At 38.0% G+C, this 19,568-nt stretch carries 14 protein-coding genes; 2 read left to right on the top strand and 12 right to left on the bottom strand.

What is annotated here, in order from left to right; translation table 11 throughout:
* Positions 1-10: 10 nt before the first annotated feature.
* Entirely contained in the window at positions 11-901 is an 891-nt protein-coding gene (locus tag KORDIASMS9_RS08325; RefSeq protein ID WP_162819832.1) for a hypothetical protein, read from the top strand.
* 251 nt (positions 902-1,152) lie between these two features.
* Here the strand turns inward: KORDIASMS9_RS08325 and queG are convergent, their stop codons facing one another.
* From queG to KORDIASMS9_RS08270, 11 genes are all read right to left on the bottom strand, one after another.
* Complete coding sequence (queG, locus tag KORDIASMS9_RS08320) at positions 1,153-2,088, bottom strand: tRNA epoxyqueuosine(34) reductase QueG (RefSeq protein ID WP_114902402.1); 936 nt, start codon at positions 2,086-2,088, stop codon at positions 1,153-1,155.
* On the bottom strand, positions 2,085-3,422 hold the full coding sequence (locus KORDIASMS9_RS08315; protein WP_114902401.1) for a cytochrome P450: 1,338 nt from the start codon (positions 3,420-3,422) through the stop codon (positions 2,085-2,087). The genes queG and KORDIASMS9_RS08315 overlap by 4 nt, the downstream gene beginning before the upstream one ends.
* 61 nt (positions 3,423-3,483) lie before the next feature.
* Positions 3,484-4,506, bottom strand: coding sequence for a Holliday junction branch migration DNA helicase RuvB (gene ruvB, locus KORDIASMS9_RS08310; protein WP_114902400.1), 1,023 nt, complete (start codon positions 4,504-4,506; stop codon positions 3,484-3,486).
* Positions 4,507-4,632: 126 nt separating this feature from the next.
* Positions 4,633-6,432 (bottom strand): cbb3-type cytochrome c oxidase subunit I, encoded by a 1,800-nt coding sequence (locus KORDIASMS9_RS08305; protein ID WP_114902399.1) that lies wholly within the window; start codon positions 6,430-6,432, stop codon positions 4,633-4,635.
* Between the two features lie 31 nt (positions 6,433-6,463).
* Entirely contained in the window at positions 6,464-7,528 is a 1,065-nt protein-coding gene (locus tag KORDIASMS9_RS08300) for a cytochrome c oxidase subunit II (RefSeq protein WP_114902398.1), read from the bottom strand.
* Positions 7,529-7,554: 26 nt separating this feature from the next.
* Positions 7,555-8,973 (bottom strand): quinol:cytochrome C oxidoreductase, encoded by a 1,419-nt coding sequence (locus KORDIASMS9_RS08295; RefSeq protein ID WP_114902397.1) that lies wholly within the window; start codon positions 8,971-8,973, stop codon positions 7,555-7,557.
* Between the two features lie 28 nt (positions 8,974-9,001).
* Positions 9,002-9,580 (bottom strand): cytochrome c, encoded by a 579-nt coding sequence (locus KORDIASMS9_RS08290; RefSeq protein WP_114902396.1) that lies wholly within the window; start codon positions 9,578-9,580, stop codon positions 9,002-9,004.
* A gap of 5 nt (positions 9,581-9,585) precedes the next feature.
* Positions 9,586-10,113, bottom strand: coding sequence for a DUF3341 domain-containing protein (locus tag KORDIASMS9_RS08285; RefSeq protein WP_114902395.1), 528 nt, complete (start codon positions 10,111-10,113; stop codon positions 9,586-9,588).
* On the bottom strand, positions 10,106-11,497 hold the full coding sequence (nrfD, locus tag KORDIASMS9_RS08280) for an NrfD/PsrC family molybdoenzyme membrane anchor subunit (RefSeq protein ID WP_114902394.1): 1,392 nt from the start codon (positions 11,495-11,497) through the stop codon (positions 10,106-10,108). The genes KORDIASMS9_RS08285 and nrfD overlap by 8 nt, the downstream gene beginning before the upstream one ends.
* A gap of 34 nt (positions 11,498-11,531) precedes the next feature.
* Positions 11,532-14,684 carry a TAT-variant-translocated molybdopterin oxidoreductase gene (locus tag KORDIASMS9_RS08275; RefSeq protein WP_114902393.1) on the bottom strand — a complete coding sequence of 1,051 codons (3,153 nt, stop codon included), beginning with the start codon at positions 14,682-14,684 and terminating at the stop codon, positions 11,532-11,534.
* A 33-nt stretch (positions 14,685-14,717) separates the two neighbouring features.
* Positions 14,718-16,019: a cytochrome c3 family protein gene (locus KORDIASMS9_RS08270; protein WP_114902392.1), complete on the bottom strand. Its 1,302-nt coding sequence runs from the start codon at positions 16,017-16,019 to the stop codon at positions 14,718-14,720.
* 211 nt (positions 16,020-16,230) lie between these two features.
* Here KORDIASMS9_RS08270 and KORDIASMS9_RS08265 point away from each other — a divergent pair, with 211 nt between their 5' ends.
* Positions 16,231-16,635 carry an SPOR domain-containing protein gene (locus tag KORDIASMS9_RS08265; RefSeq protein ID WP_205318043.1) on the top strand — a complete coding sequence of 135 codons (405 nt, stop codon included), beginning with the start codon at positions 16,231-16,233 and terminating at the stop codon, positions 16,633-16,635.
* A gap of 73 nt (positions 16,636-16,708) precedes the next feature.
* Here the strand turns inward: KORDIASMS9_RS08265 and infB are convergent, their stop codons facing one another.
* Positions 16,709-19,561 carry a translation initiation factor IF-2 gene (gene infB / locus KORDIASMS9_RS08260; protein WP_114902391.1) on the bottom strand — a complete coding sequence of 951 codons (2,853 nt, stop codon included), beginning with the start codon at positions 19,559-19,561 and terminating at the stop codon, positions 16,709-16,711.
* Positions 19,562-19,568: the final 7 nt, after the last annotated feature.

Genomic DNA, 19,568 nt, shown 5'->3' with positions numbered 1-19,568 from the left:
AAACACACAGATGAAAATTTTAAATATACTTACACGAAGTCTTATAGTTGCATCCTTTTTGATGATGATTCCCGCGACAGCACAGAATACAAATTTGGGTGTAAACTCAGGAACTGGCGGAACAGACAATTCAAATTTTGGAGTTTCTGCTGGACAGAATCTTGCTACTGGAGGAAATGAAAATACATTTATTGGTTACTTTGCAGGACAGAGCAACACCACAGGCGATCGAAATACGTTTATGGGAAGCAATGCGGGCGCCAACGCTACAAGCACTCGAAACACCTTTTTAGGCTCGTATGCTGGCGAATTGAACACGAGCGGTGGAAGCAATGTATATATGGGTTTTTACGCAGGTCGCAATAATACAAGCGGAAGCCGAAATGTATGTATTGGAAAAGATGCGGGCGTTTGGAATACTACAGGTTCGGACAACGTGTTTATTGGGTTTGGTTCAGGGAAAGATGAAACAGGAAGCCATAAGTTGTATGTTGATAATAACTACAACGCAACACCTTTGATTTACGGTGATTTTTCTTCGGACAAGCTCGGAATCAATACGAAAAATTTGATAAACTCGCTCGGCAACATGAATTTAAGTGCGTACAGCATGTATGTAAAAGGCGGTACTATTGCCGAAGAAGTTCGCATCCGTACAGGTTGGGCAGATTATGTTTTTGATAACAATTATAAATTGATGCCCATTCATGAAGTAGCTGATTTTATTGATAAAAATGGTCATTTGCCAAATATTCCTTCTGCGAAAACGGTAGAAAGTGAAGGTTTGGAACTTGGAGTTATCACCACAAAACAACAAGAAAAGATTGAAGAGTTGACTTTGTATATGATTCAACTTCAAAAGCAGTTAGACGCTTTGAAAGAAAAGTTAAAGGAAGAATAGGATCGCATTTATTCTACTAGCATTAAAGACTTTTTTTTGATATGAATGTCAAATCGAGCATTATTGAGATTAAATATATTCAATTGAAAATACCTAGCGAAGCTATCGAGATTCGATGGAAACATATAGTTTTCAGTATTCTCATAAGCTACGCCCAGTAGTTGCAATAATGCTCGAAAAGACAAATAGCTGATTTTTAATAGCTTGCTTAGGCTTAATAATTACGTAATACCAATTTAATTGTGATGGATTTATTGTTCTTCTGTTTTCAAAAATTGAATATTTCGCACTAAACCTGTATATTTTGTGCGCTTTACTGCCGATTTTTTAAAGAGTTCACTAAAGACTTCTTGCGTGATTTCTTCCCATTCTTTTTTAGACATTGACAGCAATTCTGGATACGGATTGAACAACGGTTCGTTGTGTGGCTTTGAGAACCGATTCCACGGACATACATCTTGGCAAATATCGCAGCCAAACATCCAATTGTCAAATTGACCTTGTACGTGTGTTGGAATTTCGTTTTTCAGTTCGATCGTAAAGTATGAGATACATTTGCTTCCATCAACCACATACGGATCAACAATGGCTTGCGTTGGGCATGCGTCGATACATGCCGTACAACTGCCACAGTGATCTGTGACAGGTGAATCATAGTCTAGTTCCAAATCAATAATAAGTTCTGCAATAAAATAGAAAGAACCGACTTGCTGTGTGAGGAGATTGCTGTGTTTTCCAATCCAACCCAAACCACTTTTTGCCGCCCAAGCTTTGTCCAACACAGGCGCGGAATCTACAAATGCACGTCCGTGAACGTCTCCAATTTCCTCTTGAATGAAATGTAGTAAGCTTTTTAGCTTGTCTTTGATGACAAAGTGATAATCTCTTCCGTATGCGTATTTGGAAATTTTGGGCGCTTCGGCATCTTTTTGCGTTTCAGATGGATAGTAATTCAACAATAGAGAAACCACCGATTTGGAATCGTCCACCAATTTCGTTGGATCCAATCGCTTGTCAAAATGATTTTCCATGTACTGCATTTCGCCATGCATATTTTTATTCAACCAAGCTTCCAATCGCGGTGCTTCTTCTTCTAAAAATTCCGCTTTTGAGATGCCACACGACAAAAACCCTAAGCGTTTTGCTTCAGCTTTGATCAGTTCTGTATGTTTTTGTTTGGAATTCAAACTGTTCTTTTCGTGAAGGTTAACGGAAGATCAATAGGCTTTAGTGTAATTAATGGCGCAATAGCTACTTTTTTTGGATCAGTTGCAATCGTATATTTTTTCATCATTTGATAGACAGACAACATCATTTCATACAATGCAAAACTGTTTCCAATACACATACGCGGACCTGCGCCGAACGGAAAGTAATATCCTGTTGTTGCTTTTCGGTTTTCGTCTGAGAAACGTTCGGGTATGAAATCGTTTGGATTTTCCCAGTATTTTTTGTTCCTGTGCAATTCATAAAACGAAATTCCAATCATCGTTCCTTTTTGCACGTTAAAACCTCCAAAAGAATCGTCTTCCAAAGCAACTCTGTCCGTAATCCACGCTGGTGGATACAAACGCATGGATTCTTCCACACAGTTTTTCACGTAGTTGAGTTTCGCTATTTTTTCCATCGGAGAAATCGCATCATCAATCGCATCAATTTCAGTCAATACTTTTGCATACACTTCTGGATTTTTGGCAATAAGATGAAAGGTAAATGTAAGTGCATTTGCAGTAGTTTCATGTCCTGCCACAAAGAAGATTAGGATTTCATCTATCAATTGTTCGTTGGTCATGGAAGTTCCGTCATCTTCGTATTTTGCTTTGAGCAGCATGTCTAATAAATCGTCGTGTTCTTTGTCGGAATTACGACGTTCGTCAATGACTGTATTAATGATATCGCGACTTTCCTTGACGAGTGTCATGTGTTTTTTGACCAATCCGCTTGCTTTATACCACCATTGTTTGTGTGGTTGTCGTATTTCTCGAATGATGAAATCTTGCAAGGTTTCTATAATTTCTTGCAGTCGGTGCATGGTATGTTCATCCGAAGAATAGTTAAACAGTGATTTTGCTACAACGTGAAACGCCAATTCGTTCATAATCGGATACGAATCTACTTTGGTATTTTTAGGAAGATTTTGCAGTTGCGTTTCAATGGTACTTTCCATAATAGTGACCAATTTTTGCAACTTTTCTTTGTGAAATGCAGGTTGAATGAGTCGTCGTTGTTTCAACCAATACTCACCACTTGAAGTCAACAATCCTTTCCCAACATATTTTGATAGGAACTTGGTTTGAATTTTAGATTTTTTATAGTTCCGATGATTTTTTCGCAACAAATACAGTATGATTTCTGCATCGCACGTCAGCATGATTCGTTTTGAAAACGGCGGCGAAATCGCAAACGTATCTCCATGCTTTTCAAAATTTTCTTTGTGAAACGGAATTGGATTTCGCGTAATCGAAGACGATTTGAAGAGAATTTTGTAGAATGGAATTGTGTTTGGATAGTGGTATGGCATTGGTTGCTAGTTGCTGGTTGTTTGCATCTCGACTACGCTCGAAGTGACAGGTTTATAATTTCTAAAAAAGTCCTCCTTGAACGCCACCTTTCACTCTTCCAAGATGTTTGTATGCGAGTTCGGTGACTTCTCTTCCTCTTGGGGTTCGGATGATGAAACCTTGTTGTATGAGGAAAGGTTCGTATACTTCTTCGATGGTTTCGCCACTTTCAGAAACTGCCGTTGCCAAGGTTGTAATTCCGACTGGTCCACCTTTGAATTTGTCTATGATCGCAGATAAGATTCGGTTGTCCATTTCGTCCAAACCATAGGCATCTACATTTAATGCTTTGAGACTGAACTGCGCAATTGCTATGTCGATCGTACCATTTCCTTTGATTTGCGCAAAATCACGCACTCTGCGTAATAGCGCATTGGCAATACGCGGTGTTCCACGACTTCTTCCTGCAATTTCAATCGCAGCTTCCATACTGATGGGAACTTTGAGTATTTGCGCACTTCGCTGCACGATGGTTGATAGTAATTCGGTTGAATAGTATTGTAAGCGGCTTGCAATTCCAAAACGGGCTCGCATTGGTGCTGTAAGCAATCCTGAACGCGTTGTGGCACCTACTAAGGTAAAAGGATTCAAATTGATTTGAACAGTTCTGGCATTTGGGCCCGATTCAATCATGATATCAATTTTATAATCTTCCATCGCCGAATAGAGATATTCTTCCACAATAGGACTTAAACGATGTATTTCATCAATAAATAAAACATCACGTTCATCTAAATTCGTCAACAAGCCTGCTAAATCACCAGGTTTGTCCAATACAGGTCCGGAAGTTACTTTTATACTTGCTCCTAGTTCATTGGCAAGAATATGTGCTAACGTCGTTTTTCCCAATCCTGGAGGTCCATGAAATAGCGTATGATCTAATGCTTCATCACGTAGGTTTGCGGCTTGCACAAATACTTGCAGATTTTCTAATACTTGATCTTGTCCCGTAAAATCCTCAAAGGATAGTGGACGCAACACCTTTTCTATGTCTAATTCTTCAGAGGAAAAGTTCTGATTTGTAGGGTCTAAGTTATCATTCATTAAAACAAAGATAAAAAAGAAAAGCCTTTCTATGCAGAAAGGCTTTTTATTATTTGTGATCTCTTATGTGAGATTCGGTATTTATGATATGAATTCTCTTATGAGATTTCCACTTTCATAGAGATTTTAGTGATGTAGTTCTTCTTCGCCTTCTTTCATTGGCACCGTTTGCGGAACAAAATCATCATCGTGTCCTGGCTTACTGTAATCATAAGCCCAACGGTGTACATGAGGAATTTCTCCTGGCCAGTTTCCGTGCATGTGCTCAACTGGAGTTGTCCACTCTAATGTGTTAGATCTCCAAGGGTTTTGCGTTGCTTTTTTACCATAGAATATACTGCTAAAGAAGTTGTATAAGAATACCAACTGAAATGCTCCTCCAATGATTGCAAACATTGTGATTACTACGTTTACATCTGCTAAGTCATCAAATAATGGGAATTCCGAGTTTGTGTAGTAACGTCTTGGTAATCCAGCCATTCCGATAAAGTGCATTGGGAAAAATACTCCGTATGCACAGACGGCTGTTACCCAGAAGTGCACGTATCCTAAGTTTTTGTTCATCATGCGCCCAAACATTTTTGGGAACCAGTGATATACACCTGCGAATAATCCGTATAGTGCGGAAATACCCATTACTAAGTGGAAATGCGCTACTACAAAATACGTATCGTGTACGTTGATGTCTAATGTACTATCTCCCAAGATAATTCCTGTTAATCCACCTGTAATGAATGTTGAGACTAATCCGATTGAAAATAACATCGCTGGGTTCATCTGTAAGTTTCCTTTCCAGAGTGTTGTGATATAGTTGAACGCTTTGACGGCGGATGGAATCGCGATTAATAAGGTTGTGAATGTAAATACAGAACCTAAGAATGGATTCATTCCTGAGATAAACATGTGGTGTCCCCAAACAATTGTTGATAGGAATGCAATTGCCAAAATGGAGGCGACCATGGCTCGATATCCGAAAATCGGTTTTCGAGAGTTGGTTGCGATGACTTCTGAAGTGATTCCTAGTGCTGGAAGTAATACAATATATACTTCTGGGTGTCCTAAGAACCAGAATAAATGTTCAAAAAGTACAGGCGATCCACCTTGATAATGCAAGGCTTCACCTTGTATGAATATGTCTGATAGATAGAACGATGTTCCAAAGCTTCTATCAAATATTAGTAATAATGCTGCTGATAATAATACTGGGAACGAAACTACACCAATGATAGCAGTTACAAAAAATGCCCAGATTGTTAGTGGCAATCTTGTCATTGACATTCCTTTTGTACGAAGGTTGATTACCGTTACAATATAGTTTAATGATCCTAGTAATGAGGATGCAATGAATATTGCCATGGACACTAACCACAATGTCATTCCTAATCCTGAACCTGGAATTGCTTCTGGCAAGGCACTTAATGGAGGATAGATTGTCCAACCTGCTGATGCTGCTCCACCTTCTACAAATAAAGAAGAAATCATGATGACACTTGAGATGAAAAATAACCAATAGGAAACCATGTTTAGGAATCCAGATGCCATATCTCGTGCTCCAATTTGCAATGGAATAAGTAAGTTACTAAACGTACCACTTAACCCAGCAGTTAATACAAAGAATACCATGATGGTACCGTGAATGGTTACTAAGGCTAGGTATTTATCGGCACTCATGACTCCGTCTGGCGCCCAACTTCCTAAGAATATTTCAAAAATTGTAAACGATTCCTTTGGCCATGCTAACTGCATGCGGAAAAGTATAGACATCATAATACCGATAACTCCCATGATAACACCTGTAATCAAGTATTGCTTGGCAATCATTTTATGATCCTGACTAAATATATATTTAGTAATGAATGTCTCTTTATGATGATGTCCGTGATCGTGTCCGTGATCTCCTGCTGCGTGTACTGCTGTTGCTGACATATCTATTTGCTATTCTTTTTTAGTTTATTTTTTATTTTTCTTTTCCAAAAGTTTCTTGCTCAGCAATCCACTTATCAAATTCTTCTTGAGTCTCTACAATTACATTGATTTGCATGTTGTAGTGAGATTCACCACAAATTTTGTTGCATAATAAAAGGTAATTGAATTCATAAGGTTCTAAGGCTTCTTCACCTTTTGCCACTAGTTTTTCACTTTTAGCAGCTCTAATACCATTGATACGAGTTACTTTTTTGATGATTTTTGGTGTTTCACGCATTTCTGCGGTCGTTTTATTTGGGGTCATCGCAAATTCTGTGATCATTCCTGGCACACAGTTCATTTGCATTCTAAAGTGTGGCATGTATGCAGAGTGCAATACATCTTGTGAACGCATTTTGAATACCACCTTTTTGTTCACTGGTAAGTGAAGTTCTTGCACGATGATATCATCTTGTGCATATTTATCTTCTCTATCTAAACCAAGTATATTTGGATTGTCTCCTAAATCAATCAAACGCACATTTGCTTTTCCAAGAACGTTATCTTCTCCTGCATATCGTGCTTTCCAGTTGAACTGTTGTGCATACAATTCAACAACAATTGGATCATCATCCATATTTACATCCATAATTTCATTCCAAGTGAACAATCCGTAAAGAATTAAACCTGCCAATGTAATTACTGGAATAATTGTCCAAATAAATTCTAATTTATCATTATCAGCATAATACAGTGCTTTTCTCCCTTTTTTACCTCTGTATTTGTAGGCGAAATAGTGAAGTAGAGCTTGCGTTACGGTTTGTACAAAGAAGATTAATACCATTGATATAATCATCAATGTATCTACACTTGTTCCATGTTCAGCAGCTGAATTACCAATCAAAGGCAAATCTCCCCATTTCCAGAAAGAAATGATTGTTATGATGTATATGAACATCAAGAATCCCATCATGAGGTATCCATTGACGTTGTTATCCTTGTCATTCGCTACTTGAGTATTATCTGCTCTCGCTTGTGATAAATCAAATATCTTTGTCAACTGCCAAATTGCGATTGCAATGAGGATAAGTACTATAAACGTTAAACCAGTAGTCATCGTATTTTATACTGTTTTGAAATTAATTAATAATGAAAGTGTTTACTTTCTTCAATAAACGGATTCCTTTTTGCTAATAATGGTGCTTTTGTCAATGCGGTAAATACCACAAAGATGAATAATCCTAAGAATAATAAGACGGCTCCAATTTCACCTAATCCTAGTGACCAATTTGCTCCTACTGTTGCTGGCATTACCATATTGAACACATCTATATAATGTCCAAAAAGAATGATGATTCCTGCAATTACAATTACCCAGTTTAATCGTTTGTAGTCACTATTCATTAAGATTAATAATGGGAATATTAAGTTTAATGCTAACATTCCAAAGAATGGTAAATTATAGTCGTCAATTCTTGTAATGAAATATGTTACTTCTTCAGGAATATTTGAGTACCAGATTAACATGAATTGAGAGAACCATAAATATGTCCAGAAAATACTAATACCGAACATAAATTTTGCTAAATCATGCAAATGACTATCATTTACTTGCTCTAGGTATCCTTTTGATTTTAGATAGATTGTGATTAAGGCAATTACCGTAATTCCAGACACAAACATACTTGCAAATACATACCATCCGAATAGTGTGCTGAACCAGTGGTGATCAAGTGACATAATCCAATCCCAAGACATCATTGATTCTGAGATTAAGAACAATACTAAGAATATTGCAGACAATCTGAAATTTTTCTTAAAGTTGCTATTGTCGCTTGCGTTATCTTGTTTTACGGAGAAGCGTCTAGAAAGTACACTGTACGCTATCCATATAGAACTAAAAATTACTGCTCTTATGATAAATCCAGTTTCGTTTAACCAAGCGCTTTTACCTACCGTAAGCTTGTCATAGTTGTCACTTAAAGGATCTTGTAGACTTGGCTCCATCCAGTGAAATAAATGATTCCAATGTAATGAAGACATTACCAACAAGATGATCATGATGATTGTTCCAGGGATAATGTAACTCCCAATACCTTCCATCACTCTAAATAATAATGGTGACCAACCTGCTTGTGCCGCACGTTGTATTGCATAGAATGCTAATACACCTAATGCAATCATCATAAAAAAGAATGCTGCTACATATACGGCTGCCCAAGGCTTGTTTTTTAATTGACCTAAGTGATGCTCATCCTTTTCTGCTTGACTCATGTGATGACCTCCATCTTTTCCATGCGTATCAGCTGAACCATGCGCATTGTCATGAGATTTCTCTCCATGATCGGCGGTTTCTGCATGATCACTATGATGTGCTGTTTTATCATCAGCATGAGAAGCATCTCCATGAGACGAACCGTGTCCATCTCCGTGAGCGGCGTGCATTGCTTTCATTTCTTCTACTGTACCAGGCGTATTCATGAAGCTAAATGCTACCATAATAGCTCCAAGTACAAAAGAGATAATTGCAAAAAGTCTTAATCTATTTGAAAACGTATACATTGTATATAATTCTATATCGTTATTGGTCTTATTTTTTCTCTAATTCTGCTTTCAACTTTAATACATGCTGCACAACTTGCCAGCGTTCTTTTGTATCTATTTGACTTGCGTGTGATCCCATATTGTTTCTACCATACATTAATACATGGTAAATACTACCTTCCGTAATGGCTCTGACAGCATCATCATAACTTGGGATTCCTAAGAATTTTTCAGTTTTCGCTAAATGCCCTTGTCCGTCACCTTTATTTCCATGACAGATTGCACAGTAAAGTCCGTATAGTTCTTTACCCTTTGCTGCGTTATCTTCAGTTTCTGCTAGCGGATTTGTTAATTCTGCTTTGGCAGCATCATATCCTTCGTTAGTATCATCATATTCATAAGGCATCCAACCTCTTTTTACACTTCCGTCTGCAGGAATTTGCGCTTCCATATTATACTTGGCATATTCTCCGTAAGGAACACCTTTAACTTCTTGGTATGCTTCATACCCAACAGATTCGTACATATTAGGAAAGTACTGATAGTTTGGCTGTGATTTATCAAAGCAAGATGTCAATAGCAATGCTATTCCGAAAACAACTCCTATTTTTATAAGGCTCTTCATAATTCTTATTCAGGCTTTTCTGTAACTTTAATTTCTGTAGCACCTGTTTCTAGTAATAGTGCTTTTAATTCTTCTTCATTTCCTTGAACAGCTACTTCCATCAAAAAGTGATCGTCGGTAGTTCTTGGATCAGGGTTTTCAGCTTCTTTAAATGGCCATAATTTACTACGCAAGTAAAATGTAATTACCATTAAATGCGCTGCAAAAAATACGGTCATTTCAAACATAATCGGCACGAATGCGGGCATGTTTTCTAAGAAACTAAAACTTGGTTTACCACCAATGTTTTGCGGCCAATCTTTAATCATGATATAGTACATCATGGTGATGGCAACTCCCAATCCAACACATCCATACATGAATGCTGTGATGGCAAGTCGCGTAGGCGCTAATCCCATAGCTTTGTCTAGTCCGTGTACAGGAAATGGTGTGTACACTTCTTCGATATGATGATTTTCTTGACGTACTTTTTTCACTGCGGACATTAGCACATCATCATCAATATACATTGCTTGTATTACTTTACTACTCATGATTACCGTCTCTTAGTTTTTTATATTTTTCTCCTGATGATTTTAAGATCGATTTTACTTCCGCCTGTGCAATTACAGGGAATGTTCTTGAATATAGTAAGAACAATACAAAGAAGAAACCAATCGTACCAATAAATATTCCTATGTCGACAAACGTTGGTGAGAACATCGTCCATGATGATGGAAGGTAATCTCTGTGCAATGACGTTACAATAATTACAAAACGCTCAAACCACATTCCAATGTTTACAACAATAGAGATGATGAAAGAGAACATAATACTTGTTCTTAATTTCTTAGACCACATAAATTGCGGCGAGAATACATTACACGTCATCATTGCCCAATATGCCCACCAGTAAGGTCCAGTTGCTCTGTTTAAGAACGCATATTGCTCATATTCTACTCCTGAATACCATGCAATAAATAACTCTGTGATATATGCACATCCTACGATAGAACCTGTAATCATAATTACAATGTTCATCAATTCGATGTGTTGCAATGTAATATAGTCTTCCATATTACACACTTTACGCATAATGATTAATAAGGTGTTTACCATGGCAAATCCTGAGAAAATCGCTCCTGCTACGAAATAAGGAGGGAAAATCGTGGTGTGCCATCCTGGTATAACTGACGTTGCGAAGTCAAACGATACAATGGTGTGTACCGAAAGTACTAAAGGAGTTGCTAAACCTGCCAATACTAAAGATACTTCTTCAAAACGTTGCCAGTCTTTTGCGCGTCCACTCCATCCGAAACTTACTAGGCTGTAAATTTTCTTTTGGAAAGGCTTTACAGCTCTATCACGAATCATAGCGAAATCTGGTAATAAACCTGTCCACCAGAATACTAATGATACAGATAGATACGTAGAGATCGCAAATACATCCCAAAGTAATGGTGAGTTAAAGTTGACCCAAAGTGATCCAAATTGGTTTGGAATTGGCAATACCCAATATGCTAACCAAGGACGTCCCATGTGAATGATTGGGAACAATCCTGCTTGTACTACTGAGAAAATGGTCATGGCTTCCGCAGAACGGTTAATTGCCATTCTCCACTTTTGACGGAATAGTAATAGTACGGCAGAAATCAGTGTTCCTGCGTGACCAATACCAACCCACCATACAAAGTTTGTAATATCCCAAGCCCAACCAACGGTTTTGTTAAGACCCCAAACTCCAATTCCAGTAGATATTGTATAAATGATACATCCAATTCCCCAAAGGAATGCTACCAAAGCAATTGAGAATACTATCCACCATTGCTTATTTGCTTTTCCTTCTACTGGAGCGACAATATCAAGAGTTACATCATGATATGATTTGTTTCCAGTTACTAAGGGTTTTCTTATAGGTGCTTCGTAATGCGACGCCATAATCAGTTTATAATTATTTCTTATTAATTATTTTTTATGCTTCTTTCGTGTTTCTCACTTTTACGTGATACTGTACATTTGGTTTTGTTCCTACATGCTCCAGCAAGTGATACATACGTTCATCTTCATGCAATTCAGCAACTTTACTTGATGTATCGTTTAAATCACCGAATACCATTGCTCCAGAACTACACGCAGCAGAACAGGCTGTTTGGAATTCACCATCTTTAATTTGGCGACCTTCACGTTTTGCATCCAAGATTGTTTTTTGTGTTTTTTGAATACACATAGAACATTTTTCCATAACACCTCTTGAACGTACAACTACATCTGGGTTTAATACCATACGACCTAAATCGTCATTCATGTGATAATCAAACTCATCATTCTTATTGTATAAGAACCAGTTGAAACGACGTACTTTGTATGGACAGTTGTTTGCACAGTAACGTGTTCCTACACAACGGTTGTAAGCCATGTGGTTTTGTCCTTGACGTCCGTGTGATGTTGCCGCTACTGGACAAACTGTTTCACATGGTGCATGGTTACAGTGCTGACACATTACAGGTTGAAAAGCTACTTGAGGATTTGTTGCTGGACTTTCCATTTCAAGGAAACCACCTAATGATCCTTTTTCACCAAACAATCCGCTCATATCATCTTTCTTATCAACATCACCTTTAAAAGTGTCTGCTGATGAGTAATATCTATCAATACGCAACCAGTGCATATCTCTACTTCTTCTTACTTCTGTTTTACCAACTACAGGTACGTTGTTTTCTGCGTGACATGCAATTACACATGCACCACATCCTGTACATGCATTTAAGTCAATTGATAAGTTGAAATGGTGTCCAATTGAACGATCGAACTCATCCCACATATCTGCACGCGCATCTGTGGCATCAATCATTTCATGATCACGCGATACGTGTGGCATCGGATTCCACTCACGGTAATGTTCTGTATTGAATACTTCTAAGGTAGTTTCTTTGACGATGTCACCTCTACCCATTAAGGTATTGTGCAACTGAACACATGCAAATTCATGCTCGCCACCAACTGCTTCTACAGAAACATTTTGAACACTACTAAAGTTATTGTATACTTTATAAGCGTTCACACCTGTTTGCATTTCTTTTTTGATTCCTGTTGTTTTACCATATCCTAATGCTAAACCAACCGTTCCAGGTGCTTGCCCTGGCTGAATGATTACAGGAACATTTTCAATCGTTTTTCCGTTTACAGTGATGTTTACGTACGAACCATTTAAACCTCCATTGGCAACATTCCAGTTTTTCAATCCTTTTGCTTCTGCGTCTGCTTGAGAAACTGTTAAGTAGTTGTCCCAAGAAGCTCTGGTAATTGGATCAGGGAATTCTTGCAACCAAGGATTATTTGCTTGCTGTCCGTCTCCCATTCCTGTTTTTGTATACAATGCTAACTCCATTCCTGAAGCTGCTGCAGTGCTTGCTAATTTTCTAGCTTGTGCAGAAACATCCATTGCTACTGGAGCTTCAGTTTCTTCTGACGCGTCTGCTTCTTCAATAGCAGCAGTTGCTTCATCAGCTAAAGTTACAGTTGCTGTTGCTTTGAATACGCCGTCATGCACTGCTTGATTCCAAGAAGTTCCTCCTAAAATGTCGGCAGCCCAAGTTGCACGCAAGTATTCGTAATATGTTTTGTCATTTCCAGTCCACTGTAATAAAGCGTCTTGAAATTGTTTTGTATCAAATAATGGACGAATTGTTGGCTGTATGATGCTGTAATGACCTTTTTTAATCTCTACATCTCCCCAAGATTCTAGGTAATGCGGAGCTGCAGCAATATATTTCGTATTGATAGCAGTTTCATCTTCTTTTTGCGTGAAGGTTACTGCTAAATCTAACCCTTTTAAGCTTTCTGCAAATTCGTCTCCGTTTGCTAATGTATATACAGGATTTACTCCTGCCATGATGATTCCGCCAACAGCACCAGCTTTCATATCGCTGATTAATTTTGCTACGGCTTTGTCATTTCCTTGTCTTGTTTTTCTTGGCGCAGTTTTATCAAACACTTCACTCCCAAGTGCTTCATTGATTGCCAGCACTAAGCTTTGTGCAGCTACATCATTGATTCCTGTAACTACAACTCCTTTTGAACCTGCTTGTTTTAGTTGACCAACTGCATTTTTGATGGCACTTTCAACATTGTCTGCTAATTTTCTACCAGAAACCGAATTTCCAGTAACACCAGCATAAATTTTTGCGAGTGCCACTTTTTGATCTGCAGCAGTTAACGGAACACGTTTGTCAGCATTTGCTCCAGACAACGTCATGTTTGACTCAAACTGAACGTGTCTTGACATTTTTTTATGTCCTTTTTTCCCGTGTGGAATTCTTCCTTTCGCATAACCATCATCATATCCACCACCTTGCCAATCTCCTAAGATATCAGCTCCGACAGATACAATTACTGCTGCTTTAGAAAAATCGTAATCCGCTAAGGCTCTTTCTCCGTATGTAGCTTCAAACGCATCCAACGCAGTAGATTCAGAAACCGCATCATATACTATATGTTGTACGTTTCCAAATTTCGCAGAAAATTCCCCTACCAATTTAGCGACAGAAGGACTTGCAAAAGTTTGCGTAAGTAAAACAAGTTGTTTTCCAGAAGCACTGATTTGAGTTAGTTTTTGACCAACTTCAGCATCAAATGTTTCCCAAGAAGTATCTTTACCATCAATTTTTGGCGCTTTTACACGCATGCTATCATATAAAGATAGCACAGACGCATGCACTCTTGCATTTGCACTTCCTTTCGTAGTCGCTTCTTTGTTATTTTCAACTTTGATTGGACGACCTTCTCTCGTTTTGATTAAGATACTTGCAAAATCATATCCATCTGCAATTGTTGTTGCATAGAAATCTGCCACACCCGGAATGATTGTTTCTGGCTGTATTACATAAGGAATAGATTTGATCACTGGTCCTTCACAGGCAGCTAATGTTGCTGCGGCTGTACTAAAACCAACGTATTTAAGAAAGTCTCTACGAGAAGTTGAAGAAGACTCTAAGGTTTCTTTGTCTCCCAAGAACTCATCTACAGGAACTTCTTCTACAAACTCATTCTGTCTAAGTGCCTCAACAATAGAACTATTTTCATTTAGCTCCTCAACACTTTTCCAGTATTTCTTGTTTGATGCCATATTATATATATAAAATTAGCTTCTTGATTAATATTAATAGTGACATTTACCACATTCTAACGCACCCATTTCAGCTGCTTTGAACGCTTCAACACCATATTTATCTTTTAACTGCTCGTGAATTTTTTCATAGTACGCATTGCCTTTGAAATTCACATTGGTTTCTCTGTGACAATTGATACACCATCCCATGGTTAATGGAGAATGTTGCGCTACAATTTCCATTTCTTGAATTTCACCATGACATGTTTGACATTCAACTCCTGCCACCGACACGTGCTGCGAGTGATTGAAGTATACAAAGTCTGGCAAGTTATGAATACGAATCCATTTTACTGGCTTTGGCTCATTCACGTATTCTTGCTGTGCTGGATCCCAACCGACAGCTTCGTATAATTTTTCAATTTCTTTGTTGTAGTCAACACCGTATTGTGTAATTCCTTCTTGCTTCACATCATCCGATACATTCGCGATGTTTTTGTGACAGTTCATACAAACGTTAAGCGAAGGAATTCCTGAATGCTTACTTACTCTTGCAGAAGAGTGACAGTATTTACATTCTATTTTATTGACACCTGCGTGAATTCTGTGCGAGTAATGTATTGGCTGAATTGGCTCGTATCCTTGATCAATTCCGATTTGCATGAGATATCCATACGCGAAATATGCAGAACCTAACAAGAAGAAAACTGTAGTTACAAACACCAAGAATTGGTTTTGAACAAATGCTTTCCATATTGAAGGTCTTTTTATTTCTTCTTCAAGATTGATTGTTCCATTAGCTATAGCAAATCTTCTTAATGTTTTTCTCACTAAGATTAATCCCAATGCTAACAATCCGAATAACACGATTAAAGCAACTAATACAACTTGTGTTGATACTCCTGCTTCTGCTGGAACACCACCACCTTCAATTGGTGGCGGAGGCGGAGGCGTTGTTTTCTCCTGCGCTGTGTATGCTAGAATATTATCAATATCTTCATTTGACAACGTTGGAAATGCTGTCATTTGACGCTTGTTGTATTGCTCGTACACCTTTACAGCATACGGATCTCCTGACTTGATTAAACCAGAACTATTTTTAATCCACTTGTACAACCACTCTCTTCCTAATCCTTCATCTTCATCCAAACGAGCCTCCACACCACGAAGTGCTGGACCAGTTGACATAGCATCCATTTTATGACAAGCTGCACAGTTGGCTTTGAATAACTTTTCACCTGCTTGTATTGCTGCTTCATCTTGCGCAAATGCAACAGTTGAAAATACTAACATGAGCGCTAGTGCGGTTCCTAAAATTCTTGAAATTGAATTGCGGCGATTCACCTTTTTCATATCTTAAAGTCTTCTTAATTTGGCACGATTTTTTCTATGTAGTTTACGCCATAGAGTTTCGTGCTTATTCCAAATTTGAGCAAAAATACAAATCGCGGTGAATTTGCGAAATTATACTGAACTCTTAATTTGTAATTTATAGTAATTCTAAATAATATTTTTACGCCTAAGTTCGTTAGGTTATTTTACATTTGCACAAAACTACATCATTATGAGATTTTTAGCGAAAAAAACATGTTTTTGTTTACTTTTTTTGACATTTTTTTATACAAAAAATACCTTTGGACAGGAAGGTAAGATTTCTATTTCAAAAGACCCTAAAATTGACAAATTACTTACATTTCAGAAGGAAATTAATAAAGAGACCGATAATGACAACCGCTTGAAGATTCAAATTTTTAATGGAAATCTTCGCAATGCAGAAAAGGTGAAGCTGAAGTTTGAAGCAAAATATAAAGATATCCCGACAAATATTAAATTTGAAACGCCAAATTATAAAGTTTGGATTGGAAATTTTAGAACTAGTTTGGAAGCCGAACGCTATTTGATTGAAGTGAAAGAAACGTTTCCAAATGCGTTTATTTTTACACCTCCAAAAAAGAAAAAGAAGAAGTAATTTTTTGATGTAATTATATAAAAAAAGGATCGCAATTGCGATCCTTTTTTTTGTTGTATATGTTATGTAGCTTTTATTTTAGCTTTTTCTTGACAGCTACTTCTTGGAATGCTTCTACAATGTCACCTTCTTTGATGTCGTTGTAATTTTTAACTTGCAATCCACAATCGTATCCTTTGCTCACTTCTTTTACATCGTCTTTGAAACGTTTTAACGAAGCCAACTCTCCTGTATAGATAACTACTCCATCACGAATTAATCGGATGTTAGAGTTTCTGAAAATCTTACCATCTGTCACCATACATCCAGCAATGGTACCAATTTTAGAGATTTTGAATGTTTCTCTAATTTCAGCGTTACCTGTGATTTCTTCTTTCATTTCTGGCGACAATAAGCCTTCCATCGCGTCTTTTACATCGTTGATAGCATCATAGATGATTGAGTATGTTCTGATATCAATTTCTTCTTTATCAGCCACCATTCGCGCATTTCCAGCTGGTCGTACGTTAAATCCGATGATAATCGCGTCTGAAGCGGTTGCTAATAATACATCACTTTCTGTAATAGCACCAACTGCTTTGTGAATGATTTTTACTTCAATTTCTTCCGTAGATAGTTTTTGGAATGAATCTGTCAAGGCTTCCACAGAACCATCCACATCACCTTTTAGAATGATGTTTAATTCTTTAAAGTCTCCAATTTTGATTCTTCTACCAATATCACCTAACGTAGTTCTACGTTGCGTTCTTACAGATTGCTCACGTAGTAATTGCGTACGTTTTGCAGCAATTTGCTTGGCATCTTTTTCGTCTTCAAATACATTGAACTTATCACCTGCTTGCGGCGCTCCATCTAAACCAAGTACCGAAACTGGTGTTGACGGATTGGCTGCTTTGACTTTCTTTCCACGCTCGTCAAACATTGCTTTTACTTTACCGCTATGCTTTCCTGCTAAGAGATAGTCGCCAATTTTTAGCGTTCCGCTTTGGACTAAAATGGTTGATACATATCCACGACCTTTGTCAAGGAATGCTTCTACCACTGTACCAACTGCATTTTTATCAGGATTTGCTTGAAGCTCTAATAATTCTGCTTCTAGCAATACTTTTTCTAGTAATTCCGTAACACCCAATCCAGTTTTTGCCGAGATGTCATGCGATTGGATTTTTCCTCCCCAATCTTCTACCAATAGATTCATTGCAGCAAGTTTTTCCTTGATTTTCTCTGGATTTGCTGTTGGTCTATCAATTTTGTTAATGGCAAATACAATAGGAACTCCAGCCGCTTGTGCGTGACTGATTGCTTCTTTTGTTTGTGGCATTACATCATCATCGGCAGCAATTACAATAATTGCAATATCCGTTACTTGCGCACCACGTGCACGCATCGCCGTAAAGGCTTCGTGACCAGGCGTATCTAAGAATGTGATTCGTTGACCACTGTCGAGTTGTACTCCATACGCTCCAATATGCTGTGTAATTCCTCCAGATTCTCCAGCAATTACATTTTCTTTACGAATGTAGTCAAGCAAAGAAGTTTTACCATGATCTACGTGTCCCATTACCGTTACTATCGGTGCTCTAGGCGATAAATCTTCTGGTGCATCTTCTTCTTCTTGAATGGCTTCTTCAATATCAGCAGCTACAAAGTCTACCGTAAATCCGAATTCTTCTGCAACAATCGTTAGCGTATCTGCATCTAGACGTTGGTTCATGGTTACCATGATTCCAAGCATCATACATTTAGAAATGATATCGTTGATTCCTACATCCATCATGGTTGCAAGTTCTCCAACAGTTACAAATTCTGTTGCTTTCAGTATTTTACTATCTGCTGCTTGTTGCTCAATTTCTTCCTCCGTTTTTTGTCTACGGATATCACGCTTGTCTCTACGGTATTTGGCTCCTTTGGATTTGCTACTTTTCCCTTGAAGTTTTTCAAGCGTTTCACGCACTTGTTTTTGTACTTCTTCTTCTGTAGGCTCCACTTTTACTACTGGCGGTTTACGGTTTCCACCTCTTCGGTTTCCACCACGATTTCCTCCACCTTTGTTGCCTCCAAATCTATTATTTCCTCCTTGCCCTTGACGGTTGTTGTTGTTTCCGCCAGGTCCAGATTTAGAAATACGTTTGCGTTTTTTTCTTTTATCAGCGTCCGATTCTTTTTTAGAATCTTCTTTCTTCTTTTTTGCTTTATTGAACTGCGTCAAGTCAATTTTTTGACCTGTCATTTTCGGTCCTGAAAGTTTTTGATATTTCGTTTCAATTACTTTCTTTTCAGGTGTTGGTGCAGTTTCTTCCTTTTGCTCCTTTTGCTCCTTTTGCTCCTTAGCTACAGGCTTTTCTATAGCTTTTGGTTTTTGTTCCGTTTTTTGAACCTGCTTTGGTTTTGAGAATTTTGGTCTGTTTGAAATGGTTTCTGACCTTTGTGGCTTTTCTTCTTTTTGAGGAGCGGCTTCTTTCTCAGTAGTTTTTTGCACTGGTTGCTTTGGCGTTTCTGGAGCTTTTTGTTCAGCGGTATTTGATACTGGTGCTGCTTCTTTCTTTTCTGAAGACGATGGATCTTTTTGAGGGTTTAGATCTATTTTTCCAACCGTTTTCGGTCCAGATAAGTTTGCTTTAGCACGCACTACTTTTTCACGCTCTTCACGTAAACGCTGCGCTTCTTCTTGTTCTTTTACAAGTTGTTCTCGCAATGCTTCTTTCTCCTTCCTTTTTTCTTCGCCAAGCTCTTTGGAAGCTACTTTTTTACTCTTGTCGGTCTGAAAACCATCTAAGAGCACATTGTATACTTCTTGCGATATTTTGGTCGTCGGTCTTTTTTCCACAGAGAAACCCTTCTGCATTAAGAAGTCGACAGCTCTATCGATCGAAATATTTAATTCGCGTAGTACTTTACTAAGCCTTATTTGTTTTTGTTCAGCCATAAGCTAT

Origin of the sequence: Kordia sp. SMS9, assembly GCF_003352465.1 — a bacterium.
Lineage (GTDB): Bacteria > Bacteroidota > Bacteroidia > Flavobacteriales > Flavobacteriaceae > Kordia.
The sequence above is the reverse complement of the archived record's forward strand: the minus strand, read 5'-3'. Positions and strand labels throughout refer to the sequence as shown.